Source organism: Sphingomonas koreensis, from assembly GCF_002797435.1.
Taxonomy (GTDB): Bacteria; Pseudomonadota; Alphaproteobacteria; order Sphingomonadales; family Sphingomonadaceae; genus Sphingomonas; species Sphingomonas koreensis.
In genome coordinates, this window is the sequence record NZ_PGEN01000001.1 from 540462 (window position 1) to 562436 (window position 21975).

The 21975-nt window shown below is 65.5% G+C and carries 11 protein-coding genes and 1 pseudogene; 4 read left to right on the forward strand and 8 right to left on the reverse strand.

The genetic code is table 11. The features are described 5' to 3' along the window. Positions 1 to 5 precede the first annotated feature (5 nt). The gene (betI, locus tag BDW16_RS02670; RefSeq protein WP_066577366.1) at positions 6 to 602 is read right to left on the reverse strand and encodes a transcriptional regulator BetI; all 597 of its coding nucleotides are present in this window, start codon (positions 600 to 602) and stop codon (positions 6 to 8) included. Between the two features lie 50 nt (positions 603 to 652). Between betI and BDW16_RS02675 the strand changes: the two genes are divergently transcribed. Together BDW16_RS02675 and BDW16_RS02680 are read left to right on the forward strand one after the other, a co-directional pair. Continuing rightward, the gene (locus tag BDW16_RS02675; protein ID WP_066577369.1) at positions 653 to 1834 is read left to right on the forward strand and encodes an aromatic ring-hydroxylating oxygenase subunit alpha; all 1182 of its coding nucleotides are present in this window, start codon (positions 653 to 655) and stop codon (positions 1832 to 1834) included. A gap of 13 nt (positions 1835 to 1847) precedes the next feature. Next, on the forward strand, positions 1848 to 3455 hold the full coding sequence (locus BDW16_RS02680; protein WP_066577372.1) for a phytoene desaturase family protein: 1608 nt from the start codon (positions 1848 to 1850) through the stop codon (positions 3453 to 3455). A 6-nt stretch (positions 3456 to 3461) separates the two neighbouring features. Here BDW16_RS02680 and BDW16_RS02685 read toward each other — a convergent pair whose 3' ends face one another. Further along, positions 3462 to 4754, reverse strand: a complete 1293-nt coding sequence (locus BDW16_RS02685) for an amino acid permease (RefSeq protein WP_066577375.1) — start codon at positions 4752 to 4754, stop codon at positions 3462 to 3464. A gap of 91 nt (positions 4755 to 4845) precedes the next feature. Here BDW16_RS02685 and BDW16_RS02690 point away from each other — a divergent pair, with 91 nt between their 5' ends. Next, positions 4846 to 6426 carry a tetratricopeptide repeat-containing sulfotransferase family protein gene (locus tag BDW16_RS02690; protein WP_241230523.1) on the forward strand — a complete coding sequence of 527 codons (1581 nt, stop codon included), beginning with the start codon at positions 4846 to 4848 and terminating at the stop codon, positions 6424 to 6426. 115 nt (positions 6427 to 6541) lie between these two features. Continuing rightward, entirely contained in the window at positions 6542 to 9040 is a 2499-nt protein-coding gene (locus BDW16_RS02695) for a TonB-dependent receptor (RefSeq protein WP_066577378.1), read from the forward strand. 86 nt (positions 9041 to 9126) lie between these two features. On the opposite strand, the gene BDW16_RS02700 is transcribed toward BDW16_RS02695, so the two are convergent. From BDW16_RS02700 to BDW16_RS02720, 6 genes and pseudogenes are all read right to left on the reverse strand, one after another. Continuing rightward, the gene (locus tag BDW16_RS02700; protein ID WP_083954275.1) at positions 9127 to 10338 is read right to left on the reverse strand and encodes an HlyD family type I secretion periplasmic adaptor subunit; all 1212 of its coding nucleotides are present in this window, start codon (positions 10336 to 10338) and stop codon (positions 9127 to 9129) included. Then, positions 10335 to 12500, reverse strand: a complete 2166-nt coding sequence (locus BDW16_RS02705; protein ID WP_066577384.1) for a type I secretion system permease/ATPase — start codon at positions 12498 to 12500, stop codon at positions 10335 to 10337. Before BDW16_RS02705 ends, BDW16_RS02700 begins: the two co-directional genes overlap by 4 nt. Continuing rightward, entirely contained in the window at positions 12490 to 13731 is a 1242-nt protein-coding gene (locus tag BDW16_RS02710; RefSeq protein WP_241910303.1) for a TolC family protein, read from the reverse strand. Before BDW16_RS02710 ends, BDW16_RS02705 begins: the two co-directional genes overlap by 11 nt. 194 nt (positions 13732 to 13925) lie before the next feature. After that, the gene (locus BDW16_RS02715; RefSeq protein ID WP_422396482.1) at positions 13926 to 19352 is read right to left on the reverse strand and encodes an Ig-like domain-containing protein; all 5427 of its coding nucleotides are present in this window, start codon (positions 19350 to 19352) and stop codon (positions 13926 to 13928) included. Next, positions 19353 to 19634 (reverse strand): annotated as a pseudogene (locus BDW16_RS21905) (BapA prefix-like domain-containing protein); the annotation flags it as partial. Positions 19635 to 20280: 646 nt separating this feature from the next. Next, positions 20281 to 21963 (reverse strand): GMC family oxidoreductase, encoded by a 1683-nt coding sequence (locus BDW16_RS02720; protein WP_066580039.1) that lies wholly within the window; start codon positions 21961 to 21963, stop codon positions 20281 to 20283. Positions 21964 to 21975 lie beyond the last annotated feature (12 nt).

A 21975-nucleotide genomic window follows, 5' to 3' on the forward strand; every position in this document is an offset into this window, starting at 1 on the left:
CCGATTCAAGCGGCAAGCAACGCGGTGATCTGCGCTTCCGCGATCGCATGCGCCTCACGCGCATCCAGCACCGCAGGGGACAGGCAGAGCTCCAGCCACAGCCCATCGACCAATGCAGCGATCGCAATGGCCGCACGGCGGCGCGCGGTCGGGGGAAGGCCGCACGCCGCCAGCAAGGTTTCCAGCTCGTCGCGATAGCGCGCATATTGCGCGTCATGAAGCGCGGCGATCTCGCCCCGCGCGATCACCAGCCCCCAGAAGGCCGTCCAGGTCGCAAGCAGCGTGCGATCGGCGATCGGCGGTGCGAAGCTCGCCGCCACATAGGCCATGAGCCGCGCGCGCGGATCCCTCCCCGCGTCCGCTACCGCCTTGTCGAGCGCGGCCGCCACCTGCTCTCCGACATGGGCGTAGGTCGCGGCGATCAATGCATCCACTCCGCCGAAATGGTGCGCGATCAACCCTGGCGAGACGCCCGCCTCCAGCGCGATCGCGCGCACCGAGGCGGCGCTCGCTCCCTCGCGCGCCAGGACGCGCGCGGTCGCCTCGATCAGCGACTGGCGCCGCGCATCGGGTTCGGCGCGGGTGAAGCCGGGCTTGCTCATCGTGCGAGTCTATTATACGATCGTACAACAAGCAAATTGCGGAGCCGGCCATGGCAACCCCTGCCCCCCTGCCCGAAGCCGGGTTTGATCCTGACGCCGACTGGTCGCTGCCCGGCTGGATCTACACCGATCCCGAGTTTCTGGAGCTCGAGACCGCGCGCATTCTGCGGCCGTCGTGGCAGATCGTCTGCCACGAGAGCGACCTTGCCGAGCCGGGCGACTGGCGCACCCTTTCCTTTCTGGGCGAGAATGTCATCGCGGTGCGGGGACGCGACCGGACGATCCGCGCCTTCCACAATGTCTGCCGACACCGCGCGATGCGGATCGTGGAGGGCGACGCGGGCTGCGCGAAGAAGCTGGTCTGTCCCTATCATGCCTGGGCCTATGAGTTGGATGGGCGGCTGTCCGGGGTGCCGATGCGGCATGACTATCCGGCGCTGGACATGGAAGCCAGCGGCCTCGTTCCGGTCGGCCTCGCCATCTGGCGCGGCTTCGTGTTCGTGCGGCTCGAGGATGATGGCGGCCCCTCCCCCGCCGAGATGATGGCGCCCTACGATCACGAGATCGCGCCCTATCGGTTCGAGGAGATGCGCCGGATCGGCGAGGTCCGCGTCCGCGATCGTGCGGTCAACTGGAAGAATGTCGGCGACAATTATTCGGACAATCTTCACATCCCGGTCGCGCATGACGGGCTGACCCGGCTGTTCGGCAAATCCTATGCGATCGAGGCGGCGGGATGGGTCGACAAGATGTCGGGCTATCTGGTCGACCGCGTCTCGGCCAATCCCTGGGAAGCCTTCTACCAGCGCCACCTTCCTCGCGTCGATCACCTGCCCGAGGCGAACCAGCGGCTGTGGCTCTACTACAAATTATGGCCGAACATGGCGTTCGACATCTATGCCGACCAGATCGACTTCATGCAGTGGCTGCCGGTCTCGCCAACCCGCTGCGTGCTGCGCGAGATGACCTTCGCGCTGCCCGATGACCGGCGCGAGATGAAGCTGGCACGCTACGCCAACTGGCGGATCAACCGCGTGGTCAATGCCGAGGACACCTGGCTGATCGAACGGGTGCAACAGGGCATGGCGTCGAGCAGCTACACCGCCGGACCGATCGGCGCGAGCGAGGTGTGCCTGCGCAGCTTCGCGGCGAAGATCCGTGCCGCCATTCCGGAGGCACGGCTCCATCGCGCGCCAGCACCGGGCTGGTCGCGCCGTCCGCATACCGTCTGAGATCGGGGGGAACATGAAGAGATACGACGCGATCGTCATCGGCGGCGGACACAATGGCCTAGTCTGCGCCTTCTACCTCGCCCGCGCCGGCCTCAAGGTCCGCGTGCTGGAGCGGCGCGACGTCGTCGGCGGTGCGGCGGTGACCGAGGAGTTCCATCCCGGCTTCCGCAACTCGACGGCGAGCTACACCGTCAGCCTGCTGCGGCCCAAGGTCATCGCCGACATGAAGCTGCACGAACGCGGCTGGCGGATCGTCGAGCGGACGATCAGCAATTTCTTCCCGCACGACGACGGCTATCTCAAGCTCGGCGGCGGCACCGCGCGGACACAGGCGGAGTTCGCGCGCTTCTCGCGCAAGGACGCCGACACCTTCCCCCGCTACGAGGAAGCGCTGGAACGGGTCGCCGAAGTGCTGCGCGACCTTTCGCTCAAGACCCCGCCCAATGCCGGCGGCGGATTGCGCGCGCTGCTCGCGGCGGCGGTGCAGGGCAAGCGGCTCGTGGGGATGGGCGTAGAGGCGCAGCGCGACGTGATGGACCTGTTCCTCAAGTCGGCGCGCGATTTCCTGAATGGCTGGTACGAGAACCCGTACATCCAGGCCGCGTTCGGCTTCGACGCGGTGGTGGGCAATTATGCCAGCCCCGATACGCCGGGATCGGCCTATGTCCTGCTCCACCACGTCTTCGGCGAGATCAACGGCAAGAAGGGCATGTGGGGCCATAGCGTCGGCGGCATGGGCGCGATCACGCGCTACATGGCCGAGGCCGCCGCGGAAGCCGGGGTCGAGATCAGCCTGGAGGCGCCGGTCGCCAAGGTGCTGGTCGATGGCGGCAAGGTCGCCGGCGTGCGGCTGGAGAGCGGCGAGGAGATCGCCGCGCCGATCGTCGCCTCGAACGCCGGCCCTGCCCTGCTCTACCGCCAGCTCGTCGATCGCGGCGACATGCCCGCCGAGTTCGCGCGGCGAATGGACGGATACAAGACCGGATCGGGCACGTTCCGGATGAATGTCGCGCTCAGCGAGCTTCCCGATTTCAGCGTGCTGCCAGGCAAGGAGAAGGCCGAGCATCACACCGCCGGCATCATCATCTCGCCGACGCTCGACTATATGGACAAGGCCTTTACCGACGCGAAGGCGAAGGGCTGGTCCGACGAACCGATCGTCGAGATGAAGCTCCCGACCAGCGTCGACGACAGCCTCGCCCCGCCGGGGATGCACATCGCCTCGCTCTTCTGCCAGCAATTCGCGCCGGTACTGCCCGGTGGCCGCAGTTGGGACGCGGAACGCGAGAAGGCGGCCGATGTCATCATCGATACGGTCACGCGGCACGCGCCCAATTTCCGCAAGTCGATCCTCGGCGTGCAGATCCACTCGCCGCTCGATCTGGAGCGCAAGTTCGGACTGATCGGCGGCGATATCATGCACGGGCATATGTCGCTCGATCAGCTCTGGGCGTCGCGGCCGATGCTGGGGCATGGCGACTATCGCGGGCCGATCAAGGGTCTCTATATGTGCGGCGCGGGCACGCATCCCGGCGGCGGCGTGACGGGCGCGCCTGGGCATAATGCCGCGCACGAGATCCTGCGCGACCGCTCGTTCGTGCGGCGGATTTTGCCGGTTTAGAGTCGGCTAACGCGTGCGCCGCACCCAGAGGAACACGGGCAGCCCGAGCGCGAGCAGGCCAAGACCCCAGAGATTGGCACGCAGGCCGAGGCCGTAGATCATCCACAGCACGAACAGCGCGGCAACCATGGCGGCCAGCGTCGCCGCGCGATCGCCGGCGAGCAGCTTGAGTGCGGCGAGCGCGCTGACGAAATAGGCGAGCATCCCGGCGGCGAGGCTGATCGTCGCGATATCGGCGAACAGCGTGCCGGTGCCCCCGGTATAGTTGAGCGCCATCACGACCGTGACCAGCACCCCCGACACCAGATGCGCGCGCGCCGGTGTGCCATGCGGGCTTTCCTTGCCGAACCAGGCGGGGAACACGCCGCCGCGCGCCATCGCCCAGGGCATCTCGCCCTGCAGCAGGATGAAGCCGTTGAGCGCGCCGAGCGCGCTGATCGCCGCGAAGATCGCGGCGATCTCCAGAGCGCCCGTCCCCCAGGCGCGACCGAGAAAGGCGGCGAGCGGCGCCGGGGACGCGGCGGTGACATCCGCTGGCATCATCAGCCCGATGGCGCCCGCGACGAGCACATACACCAGGCCGGTCAGCGCGGTACCGATCAGGGTCACGAGCGGCACGACCCGTGCCGCGTCCTTGACCCGATCGGCCGGAACCGTCGCCGATTCGACGCCGAGGAACCCCCAGAAGGTCAGCGCGACCGCAGCGGAGATCGCCCCCGCGCTGATCGGCACCGTCGGGTTCTCGACGATCGCCGCCCGGCCGTCCGCGAGCAGCAACCACAGCGCGAGCAGGATGATCGCGACCAGCGGGACGAGCTTCGTGACCGCCGTGACGAGCTGGATGCGGCCTGCCAGCGCAACCCCGCGGATATTGACCGCGACCAACCCCCAGATCAGCAGCAATGCCGTCGCGAAGGCCGGGAGCCCGCTTGCAATCACCGGAAACGGTACGCTGAGCGCGCTCACCACCGCAATCGCCAGCGCGCCATTGCCGGCCCAGATCAGGATCCAATAGCTCCAGGCCACGGCGAAGCCGACGACCGGGCCGAACGCCGCATCGGCAAAGGCATAGGGGCCACCCGCGCAGGGCAGCTTGGCCGCGAGCCGGGCGAACACGAAGGCCAGCGTCATCGCACCGGCGATCGTCGCGACCCAGCCGATCAGGGCATTGGTTCCGAGCGGCGCGAGCGTGGCGGGCAACAGATAGATGCCCGATCCGATCATGTTGCCCACCACCAGCGCCAGCGCCGGCCAGAAGCCGAGTGCGCGCCGTGGCGTTGACGGGTCTCCATCGGCCATGCGCCCTTGTCGTCACCGCAGGGGCATCCGTCCAGCGGGAAAAATTCGGACGGCGCTTGATCGGCGGGCGGGCGCGTGATCATCATGCGCGATGGCCGCGACGCGCTTTCCACCCGACCTCATGGACGCGGCGCTGGCGCTGCACGACAATCGCCTGTCCGAGGCGGAGCGCGGCCTCAAGGCCTATCTCAAGCGCGATCCGTTCGACGCGCGTGCGATCCGCATGCTCGCCGAGCTGGCCGGGCGAATCGGACGGCTGAAGGATGCCGAGACGCTGCTGCGCCGCGCGGTCGAGCTTGCCCCCGGCTTCACCGCGGCGCGCTCCAACCTCGCCTTGGTCCTTTATCGCCAGAACCGGGCGGAGGAGGCGCTCACCGAACTCGATGCGCTGATCGATGCGGAACCCGATCATCCCGGCCATGCCAACCTCAAGGCCGCCGCGCTCGGCCGGCTCGGCGCGTTCGAGGAGGCGATCGCCTTGTACGAGCGGGTGCTGACGGAGGCGCCCGAACAGCCCAAGCTGTGGATGAGCTATGGCCATATGCTCAAGACCGTGGGGCGGCAGGCCGATGGCATCGCCGCCTATCGCCGCGCGATCGCGCTGCGCCCGGCACTGGGCGAAGCGTGGTGGAGCCTCGCGAACCTCAAGACCGTGCGGTTCGACGACACGGACATCGCCGCGATGGAGGCGGCCCGCGCGGCCCCCGATCTTGGCGAGGAGGACCGGTTCCACCTGGATTTCGCGCTTGGCAAGGCGTTCGAGGATCGCGGAGACGCGGATCGCGCCTTCGGCCACTATGCCGATGGCAACGCGTTGCGCCGGACACAGCTCGTCTATGACGCCGACGAGACCGAGCGCTTCGTGGACGACTGCATCGCGCTTGCCACCCCGGCTTTCTTCGCCGAACGCTCCGGCTGGGGTTCCGAGGCGCGCGATCCGATCTTCATCCTGGGAATGCCGCGCGCGGGATCGACCCTGATCGAGCAGATCCTCGCCAGCCACAGCGCGATCGAGGGCACGACCGAGCTGCCCGACCTGCCGGCACTCGCGCGGCGCATTCCAGACTATCCGCACGGGCTTGCCGGATTGACTGAAGGACGAGCGCGCGAACTGGGCGAGGAGTATCTGCACCGTACGGCGGTCCAGCGCCGCAGCGACCGGCCGTTCTTCATCGACAAGCTGCCCAACAACTGGGCGCATGTCGTGCTGATCCGCCTGATCCTGCCCAACGCCGTGATCATCGACGCGCGCCGCGAGCCGCGTGCCTGCTGCTTCTCCAACTTCAAGCAGCATTTCGCCCGCGGCCAGGCGTTCAGCTATGCGCTCGACGACATGGGACGCTATTATCGCGACTATGTGCGGCTGATGGCGCATCTCGACCGCGTCCAGCCCGGTCGCGTCCATCGCGTGATCCATGAGGCGCTGGTGGCAGATACCGAGCAGGAGGTGCGCAGGCTGCTCGACGCCTGCGACGTCGGGTTCGAGCCCGCCTGCCTCGCCTTTTACGAGACCGAGCGCGCGGTGCGGACCGCCAGCTCGGAACAGGTGCGCCAGCCGATCTTCACCGGCGGCGATCGCGCCTGGCGGCCCTTTGCCCCCCACCTCGCACCGCTCGCCGCCGCGCTCGGCGATGTGGCCGACTATTACCCCGATGTTCCCGACACACTGTAACGTTGCAGAAACATCACTATTCCCAAAGATTGTGCACGCCCCGCTTCGCGATGATTGACGTTTATTGCGTCGAACTACAGTCTTCCCGAACAAAAGATATATTCAGGGGGCCGCAATGATCATTTCAATGCGTCGTGCCGTGATGTCCGGGCTGCTCGCATCGACAGCCCTGATCTTACCCGTCTCCGTGCAAGCGCAGCAGCGCAGCACCACCTCCGACTTGCCTCCCGATCAGGACGAGATCGTCGTCACCGCCCAGAAGCGCGACGAGAACATCCAGTCGGTTCCGATCAGCATCCAGGCGATCGGCACGCGCAGGCTCGATCAGCTCAACATCTCGAACTTCAACGAATATACCCAGCTCCTGCCCTCGGTCGCGTTCCAGACCTCGCAGCCGGGCTCGACCACCGTCTATATGCGCGGCGTCGCGTCGGGCGGCGACGGCAACCATTCGGGCTCGCTCCCGTCGGTCGGCAGCTATCTCGACGAGCAGCCGGTGACGACGATCGGCGGCACGCTGGACGTCCATATCTACGACATCGCGCGTATCGAGAGCCTCGCCGGGCCTCAGGGCACGCTCTACGGCGCGTCGAGCCAGGCCGGCACGATCCGCATCATCACCAACAAGCCCGACACGGCAGGCTTCGAGGGCCGGGTCGATGCCGAGGTGAACACCGTCGAGCATGGCGGCCAAGGCGGCAAGATCGAGGGCATGATCAACGCCCCGCTCTCGGCAAACATGGCGTTGCGGCTCGTCGGCTTCTATCGGCGCGACGCGGGCTATATCGACAATGTCGCCGGCACGCGCAGCTTCCTGCCGACCCCCGGCGGCATCACCGTCAACAACAACGCGTTCGTCGAGGACAATTACAACGATACCGATACCTGGGGCGGGCGTGCCGCGCTGAAGATCGATCTCGACGACAATTGGACGGTCACGCCGACCGTGCTGTACCAGGAGATGCGCGCCCACGGCACCTATGGCTATGACCCGCGGGTCGGCGACCTCAAGGTCCAGCATTTCTACCCCGAATATCGCCGCGACCGCTTCATCCAGGGCGCACTGACGATCGAGGGCAAGGTCGGCAACTGGGACGTCACCTACGCCGGCGCCTATCTCGACCGGAAGACCTACGCGTCCAACGACTATACCGACTATTCCGAGGCGTACGACAACCTCTACGCTTCGGTCGGCGGGCTGGCGGGCTATTTCTACTATCAGGACAATGCCGGCAACACGATCGACCCGCGCCAGGTCGTCATCGGCAGCGATCACTTCAAGAAGACCAGCCAGGAACTGCGCGTCGCCTCGCCTTCGACGGACCGGTTCCGGGTGGTTGCGGGCCTCTTCTATCAGCGCCAGTCGAACTTGATCCATCAGGACTATCAGATCCCCGGACTGGGCTCGGCCGTCTCGGTCAATGGCTCGCCGGGCACGCTTTGGCTGACGCAGCAGCACCGCGTCGACAAGGACTATGCGATGTTCGGCGAGGCGAGCTTCGACCTGACGCCGCAGCTGACCCTCACCGCGGGCGCGCGCGCCTATATCTACGACAATTCGCTGATCGGCTTCTTCGGCTTCGGACGCAATCCGGGCATCGATCCGGCGGACGGCCGCCCCTATACGGCGTCGCCCTTCAATGCCGCGGGTAGCTCGCGCACCGGCGTCGCCAGCTGCTTCCTCTCGGACGGGCGGACGCTGCGCGATGCCTATCTCGACGGAAGCCCTACCAACACGCTGCTGCCGGCGATGGTCGCAGGCGGGCCGTGCACCAACCTCGCGACCTTCACCAGCGGCAAGCTGGTTCCGAAGAAGACGGAGGGGCAAGGCGTCACCTATCGCCTCAACCTGACCTGGAAGCCGCAGGACGGGCTGCTGTTCTACGCCGCTGCCTCAAGCGGCTTCCGCCCCGGCGGCATCAACCGGCGCGGCGACGTGGAACCCTATGCCGCGGACAAGCTCTACAATTACGAGCTGGGGTGGAAGACGACGCTGGTCGATGGCCTGCGCTTCAACGGCGCGGTCTATATGCAGGACTGGAGCGCCTTCCAATTCTCCTTCCTCGGCCCCAACAGCTTCACGATCATCCAGAACGGTCCCGACGCGCGTATCTATGGCGTGGAGATGGATGCGAACGCCTCATTCGGCGGGCTGAACCTGACGGTGTCGGGCTCCTTTACCGATGCCAAGACCCGGCAGGATCTCTGCGCGACGCAGGTCTGCAGCGGCACCGGCACCGATGTGCTGGCGCCGAAGGGAACGCGCCTGCCAGTCACGCCGCGCTTCAAGCTGACCGGCACGGCGCGCTATTCCATGCCGATGGGATCAGGACGCGGTTATGTGCAGGGGCTGGTCGCCTATCAGAGCTCCGCATCGTCGGACATCCGTGTCGCCAAGGCAGCGGCGCTCGAGCGGCTGCAGTCCTATGCGACCGGCAACCTCGCGATCGGCTATGAACTTGCCGACTATAGCCTCGAGCTGTTCGCGCAGAATATCTGGGACGAGCGTGGCCAGATCACACGCTTCCAGCAATGCGGCGCCTGCGATCAGCGTCCCTATATCGTTCCGATCACCCCACGTACGATCGGCATCAGGCTGGGCGCGAAGTTCTAGATTTCCCTGTTCGCCTCCCGCGCGAGCGGCCGTTGTCGGGATAGCCAGCGACCGTTCGCGCGAGAAGCAACAAAAGGACCGCAGGTCTAGCGTTCGCGCATCGCTTCCTGCGCCTTGTTGATCGGCTTCAGCAGGTAATCGAGTACGGTCTTGCGGCCGGTCCGAATCTCCACGGTCGCAACCATGCCGGGCATGATCGCGTGCTCGCGGCCATCCCTGGTACGCAGGCTTGCGCGCTTGGTGCGGATGAAGACGCGGTAATAGACCTGATCGCGATGCACTTCGTCCTGCAGCGTATCGGGCGAAATCCGATCGACCGTCCCTTCAAGCGCGCCGTAGATCGAGGGATCATAGGCGGTGATCTTGATCGTCGCGGGAAGGCCTGGGCGGATGAAAGCGATGTCGCGGGGACTGACACGCGCCTCGATCAGCAGCTCATCGCCAAGGGGCACGATTTCCATCAGCGACCCGCCAGGCTGGATGACGCCGCCGATCGTCGAGACCTCCAGATTCTTCACGATCCCGCGCACCGGCGAGGCAATCGTCGTCCGGTCGAGCTGATCGCGGCGACCGCTCATCACCTGATTGACGACCTCCAGTTCGGATTTGGCCTTGGCATAATCGGCATTGGCATCGATCACGAACTGGTTGCGCAGGGAATCGAGCTTGGCCTGAAGCTCGTTCTCCTGCCGCTGGAGCCGGATGACCTCGACATTGTTCGCCGCGCCGAGTTCGACGAGCGGTGCGGTCATCGCCAGTTCGCGCCGGACCAGCGCAAGCGATTGCCGGAGGCTGGCAGTCGCGACCTGAAGATTCTCGCGGCGTGAACCGAGCAGCTTGAGCTCCCGCGCCATCAAGCCCGGAGTCTGACGGACGGCTTCGCTGAACTGCGGCGTACCACCGCTGATCTCGGCTTCGAGGCGCGCAGCGGTCGCTTCCAGCGTCCGCGCCTTGGCTTCGGCCTCGCCCAGCGTCGAGCTGAAGCGTGCACGATCGAGCGTGGCAAGCTTCTGGCGCGGCTGAACGATATCGCCTTCGTGAACGAAGATGCCGTCAACGATCCCGCCCTCCAGGCTCTGGATCACCTGCGAGCGCGAGGTTGGCGTAACCTTGCCCGCGCCGATCGTGACCTCGTCCAGCGTACCGAAATAGGCCCAGATCAGTAGCGCGGCGATGCCGAGCGAGATGGTCGGGATGATCGGAAGCGTTTCGAAACGCGTCAGCCAACCGTCATCATAGCCACCCGGCACCCCGGGCAGGTCAGGTTCGGCGGCTTTGCGGCGGATGAACCCCATCATGCCGGTTGCCCCTGCAACTTGGCGGCGGCGGCATCGCCTCGTCCGCCCGAGAGTGCGGCCAGCACTTTGGCCTTGGGACCGTCGAGCGCGACCCGCCCATTGTCGATGACGACGATGCGATCGACGAGTTCGAGCAGGCCGGGCCGGTTGGTGGTGACAATCAGGGTTCGTCCGCCGAGCCAGCTACCGAGCTGCTGGACGAGATTGCGCTCGCTCAACTCGTCGAGCGGCGCGGATGGCTCGTCCAGCAACAGGATATTTCCGTTGCGCAACAGCGTGCGCGCAAGCAGCAGCGTCTGACGCTGCCCGCCCGAAAGACCGGCCCCGCCTTCCTGCAGCATCAGATCAAAGCCGTGCGCCTGGCTCTGGACCAGCGGAAGGCCACCGCTGACCGCCAGCGCCGCCAGCAGATCCTCGTCGCGGGCGGCTGGCGTGCCGACCAGCAGATTCTCGCGGATCGTGCCGAGAAACAGCTGCGCCCCCTGCCCCAGATAGGCCGCCTCGCGACGGATATCGGCAGGGCTGATCAGGCCCATGCTCGTGCCGTCGAGCAGCAGGCGTCCGCCGCCCGGCTGCGCCATGCCCGCAAGCAGGCGGAGCAGCGTGGACTTTCCCGCGCCGATGCGGCCGAGCAGCGCGACCCGCTCGCCCGCACGGATCGTCAACCGCTCGACCCGAAGCACCGGCGGGGAGTCGGTGTCATAGGCGAAGCTGACGCCTTCCAGCTCATAGTTGCCGCGCAAGACGGTGCGCCGAAGCAGTCCCTGATCCGGATCATGATCGACAGGCTTGTCGAAGAGATCGTCGAGCGCCGCGATCGCGATCTTCGCATTCTGCCAGCGCGTGAAAATCTGCCCGAAAGGAATGAACAGGACGAGCGCCCTGCTGGTGAGGATCGAGCATGCGATCAGGGCGCCCATCGTCATGTTGCCGTCCATCACCTGGAAAGCACCCACGACGACGACCGCAGTATAGGCGAGCTGTTGAAGCGTCTGCGTCCAGTTCACGAACAGCGAGGACAGAAAGCGCTGGCCGGCGCCGATACGCGTTCCGGTATCTGTGAAGCGTTCCCACAGCGACTGGAAGCGTGCCTCCGACTGGGTCGCCTTGATCTCCTCCACGCGCTCGATCGATTCGACCAGAATCGCGTTGCGCAGCGCGCCTTCGCGCATGCCCTCCTTCGCAAGTTTCGCCAGCGGACGCTGCAACAGCAAGCCGGGCACCGCGATCAGCAGCGCCGCAGCGACCAACACAAAGGTCAGCGGGCCCGCGAGCATCGTGAACAGGATCAGGAACAGGATGATGAACGGCAGATCGACGATCGCGGCAACGGTGGTCGATGTCAGCAGTTCGCGGATCTGTTCGATGTCGCGCAGTTGCGCGATCAGGGCACCGGTGGATCGCGGCCGGGCATCGTTGCGGATGTCGAGCGCGCGCGCAAAGACCCGTGCCGAAATCGCCATATCGGCTTCGCGGCCGATGCGATCGACGATCGCCACACGGGCGGTTCGCAACAAGAGCTCCAGCAACAACGCGATCCCGGTGCCCAGCGCGAGCACCCAAAGCGTGGGAATCGACTGTGCCGGAATGACACGATCCCAAACCTGCATCGCGAACAGCGACGTGCCGAACGTAAGCAGGTTGCCGAACAGGGAGGCAAGCATGATGTCGCGATAGCCACTGCGGTGACCGATGATCGCATCGCGCAGCCAGCTCTTGACCGGCCTGCGCAGAAACGCCTCGATCCGCGCATCGCGCGTCCTGGTCGAGAGCGGTTCGACAAAGCCGACGCGTCCGCTAGCTCTTTCGTGAAAATCGGCGAGCGGCAATTGCATGGGGCTGTTGTCGAGCAGCCGCGGCAGGATGATCTCGACGCTGTCGGCGCTCCGGCTCAGCACGATCGCGACCGTGCCGTCGCGCATCGTGAAGATCGCCGGAAGCAGCATATCGGGAATATCATCGATTGCGGCCGGCACGATATCGAGCTTCAGCCCTGCCGAGCGTGCGGCCGCGATCAGCCTTGCGTCCGTGGTCTCGGCGGGATTGCCCCAGGCCAGCCTCCCGGCAAGCTCGGCCTCGGTGATCTTGACGCCTTTCAGCCCGGCGAGCACCACCAGCGCAGCGCCCCAATGCGGTACGGAGCTGTCCCCCTCATCGGCCACCCTCTTCCCCCTCGCTCAGGGCAGACGGAAGGCCCAGCGATTGCCGCAATTTGCCGTGAACCGTCTCGTAGCGCACACGCGCGGTCATGATGTCATATTCGGCGCCGATCCGCGCGCTGGCCGCGCGATAGATTTCCAGTTCGGCGTTGAGCAGATCGGTCAGGCTGCGCTTGCCGAGCTTATACTCCTCGAAGAAGATCCGGCTCGCCGACACCGCCTGCTGCTCCTGATGGCGATAGGCATCGATCCGCTGATACCCGCCGCGGATTTCCTCACGCGCTGTCAGTGCCCGTCCCCGCACATCAAGCATTGCGGATTGCTTGACCGCTTCGGCAGTGCGGCGATCCTCCTCGGCCGCACGCACGGCATAGCGATTGCTGCGGCGATAGAGATCGCCGGACACGGTCATCATCGCGGTGAAGCCGTTGTCGCGCAGATTGTAGCTGTAGTTGTTGCGGGTATAGCCAAGTTGAAGCCCGAGCCGCGGATAGCGTTCCGCACGCGCCTGGCCGATGCGTGCGGCGGCGGCCTTCTCCGCCTGTTCGGCGGCGGCGATCACTGGCAGCTGCGCAAAATCGGGTTCAGCGTCGCGCTCCGCAAAGCCGGCGATCACCGGTGCCGGGTCCGTATAGCTATCCGCGACGCCGCCAATCAGATTGGCCAGCGCCACCTTGGCGACCGTTTGCGAGGACCGCGCGCGGATCTCGTCGGCGCGCGCGCTCTCTACGCGGACATCGGCGAGCAACAGGTCCGACCTGTCCGAAATCCCCGCATTGACCCGCAGCCCGATCAGCCCGCGCAGCCGCTCGAGCGAACGAACATGCTTCTGGGTTTCAAGCGCGAGCAGCTCGAATCGTTTGACGTCCAGAAAGGAGACCGCGCCGCGTTCGGCAAGTTCGTCGGCAACGGCTTCGAGCTCGAAGCCGCGCTGCCTCTCGGTCGAGGCCGCATAGCCGATCTCGCCCTTCGAGCGGCCGAAATCCCACACCAGCTGATTGAGCGTCAGGCTGGGCCCCGCCATATTGTCGTTGAGCCCCGAGCCGCTCTTCCCCGAAAGCATGTTGGGACCGATATTGGCCTGATAGGAGAGCTGCGGCGTCCAGACGCTGCGCGCTGCCCCAAGTTCGGCACGTCCGCGCGCCAGCGTCGCCATCGCGCGGGCGATGTCCGGGTGTCGCGAGAGCGTCAGCCTTACGGCGTCGGCGATGTCGATCCGGCCTTCGGACTGCAACGCGGCATTCTCGCGTGAAGGAACCGCCAGCGGCGCGTCTTCAACCTGCCGCGCTTCTGACGGGAGCGTCCCACCGGCAAGGAAAGCCCCTGCAAGCAGAACGCCCGATACTCTCGATGCAAAGGTCCGAAGGAGAGCCGATCGTACGTTCGTCATTACCATCAGGTTATCAATCTGGGTATCTCTGTCCACCCCTAGATAACGATAACAACAACGGCATCCTCAACAATCACCGTGACACTTCCCAGTACGTACTGGTTGTAGGCGTGGCCGTTGATCAACGTCTGCCCCTGATAGACCGCACCAGTCAGGCTGACGCTGTCATTACTTTCACCTGTAACGATGAGCTGACGGTTACTGTCGGTGGCGGCGAGAACCCCGGCCTCGTCGATCGCGATGCTCCGCCCGCCATCGCCACTGCCAAGATGAATGCTCTCGATATTGCGGATATTGGTTGCAGCATCGATCGTCGCGACCAGACCGGTACCGCTATCCATCAACAGGATATCGGTTCCCGTTCCGCCGTCGATGATGACATCCGCCGCATCGAAGATCAGCACGTCGTTGCCGCCATCGCCGTAGATTTCGTCGGCACCGGCGCCGCCCCGGATCAGATCGGTGCCGCCGCCGCCGTGGAGGATATCGCCGCCGCCATAGCCATAGATGCGCTCGTTCAGCGCCGAGCCGTTGAGCGTATTGGCGCTGACATCACCCTCGATCAGCGTCGGGTTGCCGTTCATATTGATCAGGCTGAGATCGAGCAGCGTGCCGACTGCGGATGTGCTCGAAACGCCGTCGGTATCGGTACCCGTTATCGTCGTAGAGCCCAGAACCTGCAGGCCGACGAGCGTCAGATCCTGATTGAAATGAACCGATTTCAGGAACTCGTTGATCGCGAGATTGTCGATCGCGCCGCCACCCAATTTGGTGATGGTCATCGTCGAAGTCGGGGCGATCAGACCGAGCACGCCCGGATCGTTGACGATGTTGACCTGCAGTCCGAGCTCGGCCGCCAGTTGCGCCGATCCGGTAAGCGTATAGGCGCCGAGGTTGAGCGCCAGCAGCGGAGCGTAGCGCACCACGACACTCGACAGATTGCCGTCGGGATCGACTGCGACAAGGGATTGGCCGCTAAGATCGAGCAATCCGAGTGCTTCGGCACTGATCAGTCCGAGCAAGGAAGCGCTGGTCGCCTGAACGATCGGCCCGACATTCACATTTGTGACGGTGATCGCCTGGTTTGCGCTGTTGCCGATGTTGCCGGCGGCATCGATGACCCGCACGCTGATATTGTGCGCGCCCAGACCGATCGTACCGGGGCCGTGGAACCATGTGGTTCCCGAAACCGTCGCCTGCGCCCATGTCGCGCCGCCATCAAGGCTGATCTCGACGCGCTCACTGGCACCAAGCGCTGCACTCAGCGTCCCGCTGATGGTCGGAGAAGTGTCGTCGGTCTGCCAGTCGCCCAGCGCGCCGGTATCATCCGAAATGCCGGTGATGGCGATGGTCGCGGTCGGAGCGGTGAGGTCGACGGTGATGACATGTGCTGCAGACGGCAGGCTTTCGTTGCCGACCGCATCCCGCGTCGTTACCGTAAAGCTGTGGCTGGCTTCGGTGAGCGGCGCGCCCGGCGTAAAGCTCCAGGCTCCCGCACCATTGGCCGTCGTCGTGCCGATCAGCACACCATTGTCAAAAATACGTACCAGGCCATTGGGTTCGGCACCCGTCCCGGCAAGCACCGGAATGGTGTCGTCTGTAAAGCCGCCATTCGCGACAGAGCCGATGACCGACCCGATATTGTCGGTTACGCTCGTGATCGCCGGTGCTGCTGGCGGGATCGCGTCGATCGTGATCGTATAGGCCGCCGATTGCACGCTCGAATTGCCGGCGGCATCGGTCGACGAGACGGTGAAGCTGTGCGCGATCGATGCCAAAGGCGAACCTGGCGTAAAGCTCCAGTTACCCGCACCATCCGCCGTCGTCGTTCCGATCGCGACGCCATTGTCATAAATGGTGATGGTCGCATTGGCCTCGGCGCCCGACCCGTTGAGCGTCGGTAGCGTGTCATCGGTCGTACCGCCGGTGAGTACGGTGCCCAGTATCGGCCCGACATTATCGACGATCGAGTCGATCAGCGGCACCGGCGGCGCGCTGGTGTCGATGGTGATCGCATAGGCAGCCGACTGCGCGCTGGCATTGCCCGCGGCGTCGGTCGCCGAGACGGTGAAGCTGTGCGCGCCGGGCGGCAGTGCCGCAGGCGTGAAGCTCCACGCCCCCGCGCCATCGGCGGTGGTGGTGCCGATCGCCGTGCCATTGTTGTAGATGGTGATCGTGGCATTGGCCTCGGCACCCGTCCCCGACAGCGTCGGGGTGGTGTCGTCGGTGACGCCGCCATTGCTCACACTGCCGAGCACCGCCCCGACATTGTCGGCGATGTCGCCGATCGTCGGCACCGCCGGGACGCTGGTGTCGATGGTGATCGCATAGGCAGCCGATTGCGCGCTGGCATTGCCCGCGGCGTCGGTCGCCGAGACGGTGAAGCTATGCGCACCCGGCGGCAGTGCCGCGGGGGTGAAGCTCCACGCCCCCGCGCCATCGGCGGTGGTGGTGCCGATCGCCGTGCCGTTGTTGTAGATGGTGATCGTGGCATTGGCCTCGGCGCCCGTCCCCGACAGCGTCGGGGTGGTGTCGTCGGTGACGCCGCCATTGCTCACGCTGCCGAGCACCGCCCCGACATTGTCGGCGATGTCGCCGATCGTCGGCACCGCCGGGACGCTGGTGTCGATGGTGATCGCATAGGCAGCCGATTGCGCGCTGGCATTGCCCGCGGCGTCGGTCGCCGAGACGGTGAAGCTGTGCGTACCCGGCGGCAGTGCCGCAGGCGTGAAGCTCCACGCCCCCGCGCCATCGGCGGTGGTGGTGCCGATCGCCGTGCCATTGTTGTAGATGGTGATCGTGGCATTGGCCTCGGCACCCGTCCCCGACAGCGTCGGGGTGGTGTCGTCGGTGACGCCGCCATTGCTCACACTGCCGAGCACCGCCCCGACATTGTCGGCGATATCGCCGATCGTCGGCACCGCCGGGACGCTGGTGTCGATGGTGATCGCATAGGCAGCCGATTGCGCGCTGGCATTGCCCGCGGCGTCGGTCGCCGAGACGGTGAAGCTGTGCGCGCCGGGCGGCAGTGCCGCAGGCGTGAAGCTCCACGCCCCGGCGCCATCGGCCGTGGTGGTGCCGATCGCCGTGCCGTTGTTGTAGATGGTGATCGTTGCATTGGCCTCGGCGCCCGTCCCCGACAGCGTCGGGGTGGTGTCGTCGGTGACGCCGCCATTGCTCACGCTGCCCAGCACCGCCCCGACATTGTCGGCGATGTCGCCGATCGTCGGCACCGCCGGGACGCTGGTGTCGATGGTGATCGCATAGGCGGCCGATTGCGCGCTGGCATTGCCCGCGGCGTCGGTCGCCGAGACGGTGAAGCTATGCGCACCGGGCGGCAGTGCCGCGGGGGTGAAGCTCCACGCCCCCGCGCCATCGGCGGTGGTGGTGCCGATCGCCGTGCCGTTGTTGTAGATGGTGATCGTGGCATTGGCCTCGGCGCCCGTCCCCGACAGCGTCGGGGTGGTGTCGTCGGTGACGCCGCCATTGCTCACGCTGCCGAGCACCGCCCCGACATTGTCGGCGATGTCGCCGATCGTCGGCACCGCCGGGACGCTGGTGTCGATGGTGATCGCATAGGCAGCCGATTGCGCGCTGGCATTGCCCGCGGCGTCGGTCGCCGAGACGGTGAAGCTGTGCGTACCCGGCGGCAGTGCCGCAGGCGTGAAGCTCCACGCCCCCGCGCCATCGGCGGTGGTGGTGCCGATCGCCGTGCCGTTGTTGTAGATGGTGATCGTGGCATTGGCCTCGGCGCCCGTCCCCGATAGCGTCGGGGTGGTGTCGTCGGTGACGCCGCCATTGCTCACGCTGCCCAGCACCGCCCCGACATTGTCGGCGATATCGCCGATCGTCGGCACCGCCGGCGCGCTGGTGTCGATGGTGATCGCATAGGCAGCCGATTGCGCGCTGGCATTGCCCGCGGCGTCGGTCGCCGAGACGGTGAAGCTATGCGCACCCGGCGGCAGTGCCGCGGGCGTGAAGCTCCACGCCCCCGCGCCATCGGCGGTGGTCGTGCCGATCGCCGTGCCGTTGTTGTAGATGGTGATCGTGGCATTGGCCTCGGCGCCCGTCCCCGACAGCGTCGGGGTGGTATCGTCGGTGACGCCGCCATTGCTCACGCTGCCGAGCACCGCCCCGACATTGTCGGCGATATCGCCGATCGTCGGCACCGCCGGGACGCTGGTGTCGATGGTGATCGCATAGGCAGCCGATTGCGCGCTGGCATTGCCCGCGGCGTCGGTCGCCGAGACGGTGAAGCTGTGCGCACCCGGCGGCAGTGCCGCGGGCGTGAAGCTCCACGCCCCCGCGCCATCGGCGGTGGTCGTGCCGATCGCCGTGCCGTTGTTGTAGATGGTGATCGTGGCATTGGCCTCGGCGCCCGTCCCCGACAGTGTCGGGGTGGTATCGTCGGTGACGCCGCCATTGCTCACGCTGCCCAGCACCGCCCCGACATTGTCGGCGATATCGCCGATCGTCGGTACCGCGGGCGCCAGGGAATCGATCACGATGCTGGCGGGTGGCGATACATTGCCGACGGCATCGGCCGCCGTCGCGATCACCGTCGTATTGTTGGGGATGGGGCTAGCGGGTGTATAGCTCCAGTTACCCGAGCCGTTCGCGGTGGCGGTCGCGTCGACATCGCCATCCCCATCGAGATCAAGCCTGACGGTCGCGCCTGCTTCGGCCGTGCCGGTCAGCACGTCTCCGCGGCTGGGATTGATCGTCGGGGCAGGCGGCGCAAGGCGATCGACCACAACGCTGCCCGGAGGCGAGACATTGCCGACGGCATCCGTCGCCGTCGCGGTCACCGTGGTACCATTGGCAACGGGGGTCGCGGGCGTATAGGTCCAGTTCCCCGTCCCGTTTGCCGTCACCGTGGCATCCACAGTGCCGTCATTGTTGAGATCGAGGCGAACCGTCGCGCCGGCCTCCGCCGTACCCGCGATCACACTGCCGTTGGTTGGATTGATGACGGGCGCAGCCGGCGCTGCGGCATCGACGGTGACGGTGGTCGGCGGCGAGACGTTGCCGGCGGCGTCTGCCGCCGTCACCCGTACCGTCACACCATTTGCAAGCGCGGTGGTCGGGGTGAAGGTCCAGTTCCCCGATGCATTGGCCGTGGTCGTCCCATCGACGCTTCCGTCGCCATTCACGTCGATGCGGATGGTCGCACCGGCCTCTGCCGTGCCCGTCAGTTCCCGGCCATTGGTCGGCGCAACGGTGGGTGCTGCAGGAGGCGTCGTATCAACCGGCGGGCCGCCGGGGTTGGAGCCGCCGCCACCCCCACCGCCACCGCCACCCGCCGCGGCTGCCACGCCGCCGCCAACAAGCAACGCGCCCAATCCGGCGAGCAGCCCGCCGCTAAGGCCCCCGCCCGCAGCCGCGCCCGATGACAAAGGCTCGAACGAATAGCCAAGCGCCTCTACGGAGTTGTCGGTAGGGAGATGACACGAACGCTCGCTCAACGCAGCGCGCCATTGTCCTCCCTCCCCTGGCTCGACAAAGACCACTTCAGGGATCGTTTCAGCGGGACAGTTGAAATAGCGATCGAGCCGCACCGTCGTGCCGTCGACGAACCGCAAGATGAGGTCATCCCCCTCTCGCACCATTTCCGCAAGCTCGCTGCGCGCAGCCGTAACCTTGATCCGCGCCGCATCTTCTATGGGTATAGTGGCATTCTTCTGTTGCACCAGGTGAGCTTCGACAGCTCCAGCTTTACGAGGCGTGATTTCGATACGCTTTTCCATATCTAATCCCCTATGTGCGACAAAAAGATCAAATCAGATGCACGAACTACCCCAAAATCTTATAGTAATATCAATATTAACTAATCCAGATCGGATGTAAAACCGACCTTACCAGTATCGATCCAATGCAATTTGCACATTGCAAAAGGCATTTCTGATTCGATAATCTACAAACACCCGCAGAACTTTAAATATGATAAGGAATCTCAGCAGCAAGTTACGAATTCCTTAACAAGCCATGTCCTGAACTAAACATCCGTGATCGGCACTCATCATACCATCATACAACAAACAAGCCGTGACGACTTTGACGGCGGCGATGCCGAAGCGGAAGGCGCGGCGCTTTAATGGCGAGCAGAATGTCTCTGCGAACCCCTGCACACGTAAATATGCGCGATGCGAGAGCCTGCTGACCTCGGTCAGTCGCTGAGGTAGCTGCGTGACGATCTGCTCAGACTCGCGACGCACGGGCAGGCGCGACTCGCAGTGGCTGACGGCAGACGCGCGTGCGCCGTCCCGGCCTAGACCGGTTCCGGCCCTGAGGAGCTGATCACCCGGGCAACCGGCAGCGGCGGGAGCCCCTCACCCGATCTCCACGATGGGATCGCGGTGCGCGTGCCCGCGGCGCCTTATGCGTAATCCAACCTCATGTGCCGGCGCTGCGCAGCGTGCGGACCGCGTGGTCCGCCGCCCGGACGGTGAGCGCCATGAAGGTGAGCGAAGGGTTCACGCACGAAACCGATGCCATCTGCGCCCCGTCGGTCACGTACAGGTTCGAGGCGTCGTGCGCCTGACTCCAGCTGTTGAGGACCGAGCTGCGCGGATCGGCGCCCATACGCGCGCCACCCATTTCGTGGATGGCGTCACCTGGAACATGCTCGCCTTCCCAGCTGCGCACACTGCCCAGACCCGCCGCCTTGAGCATCGCCTCGCCCTGCGTCCTGGCGTCGGCCATCATGCGCAGCTCGTTCTCACGAAAACGGACATCGAAGCGCATCAGCGGAACCCCGAAGCGATCGACCTTGTCCGCGTGCAACGAAACCGAGTTGTCGCGATAGGGCAGGCACTCGCCAAACGCGCTGATATGGAACTTCCACGGCGCGTACTTGCGCATGCCGTGCTTCATCGACGCACCGAAACCGACCGGGGGTGCAACATCGCGATGGGCGCCGCCCTGATAGCCATAGCCGCGCTTGAAGCCGAGATTCTCGTCAGCACCGATATTGCGGAAGCGCGGAATGTAGATCCCGCCCGGGCGCCGGCCATATTCGATATACTCGCTCATGCCGGGGATTTCCCCTTCGATACCGACGCGGAAGATGTGATCCATCACATATTTGCCGAGCGTTCCGCTTGAATCGAAATGGCTGCGGCCGCTGCCGGCTGCCCGCGAGTTCATCAGGATCTGGGTCGAAGCCATCGCCGAAGCACAGAGGAAGACGAGGTCGGCGTTGACCACTTCCGCCTGACGGGTCCTGGCATCGACGAAGCGCACGCCGGTCACGCGCTTCCTCACCGGATCATATTCGAGATTGGTGACGACCGCATCGGACCGGAGCGTCAGCCGCCCGGTCGCGCGTGCAGCCGGCAGCGTCACCGCCTGGGTCGAGAAATAGGCGCCGAACGAGCAGCCATTGCCGCACTGATTGCGCATCTGGCACTTCGTCCGGTTCTGTTCGGGCTTGTCCTCGGTCAGGTTGGACAGGCGCGCGTTGATCAGCTTGCGGCCCGGGAACTGGGTCTCAAGCCGCTGCTTCACCCATTTCTCCGCGATGTTCATCGGCATCGGCGGCTGGAACTCGCTGTCGGGAAGCTGGGGCAGATTCTCGCGCGAGCCGGAGACGCCGATATAGTTCTCGACCTTGCTGTACCAGGGCGCGATATCGTCATAGCGGATCGGCCAGTCGCCATCGATGCCCTCGCGCTTGTTGGCCTCGAAATCGTCGGCACTCCAGCGGAAGCTCCACCGCCCCCAGATCAGCGACTTGCCGCCGACGGCACCGGGCCGGATCCAGAAGAACTTGCTGCCTTCGTCATGGGCATAGGGGTTCAGCCGGTCGTCATTGTAGAAACGCCGGTTGCTGGGCGCGACATAGCCGTTCTTTGCGATGAAATAGTCGCTCTCGATCAGCGGCTTGGGCATGATGTTGCGTGCCGGGACCTCATAGGCCGGCTTGCCGTCATAGGTGTAGTCCTCGCCATGCTCGACCATCACGCCGCGATCGAGCATCAGCACGCGCAGGCCCTTCTCGGTGAGTTCCTTCGCCGCAAAGCCCCCGCTGACGCCGGACCCGATGACGATCGCATCAAACCTGTTGGTCGAAGCCATAACCCAATACTC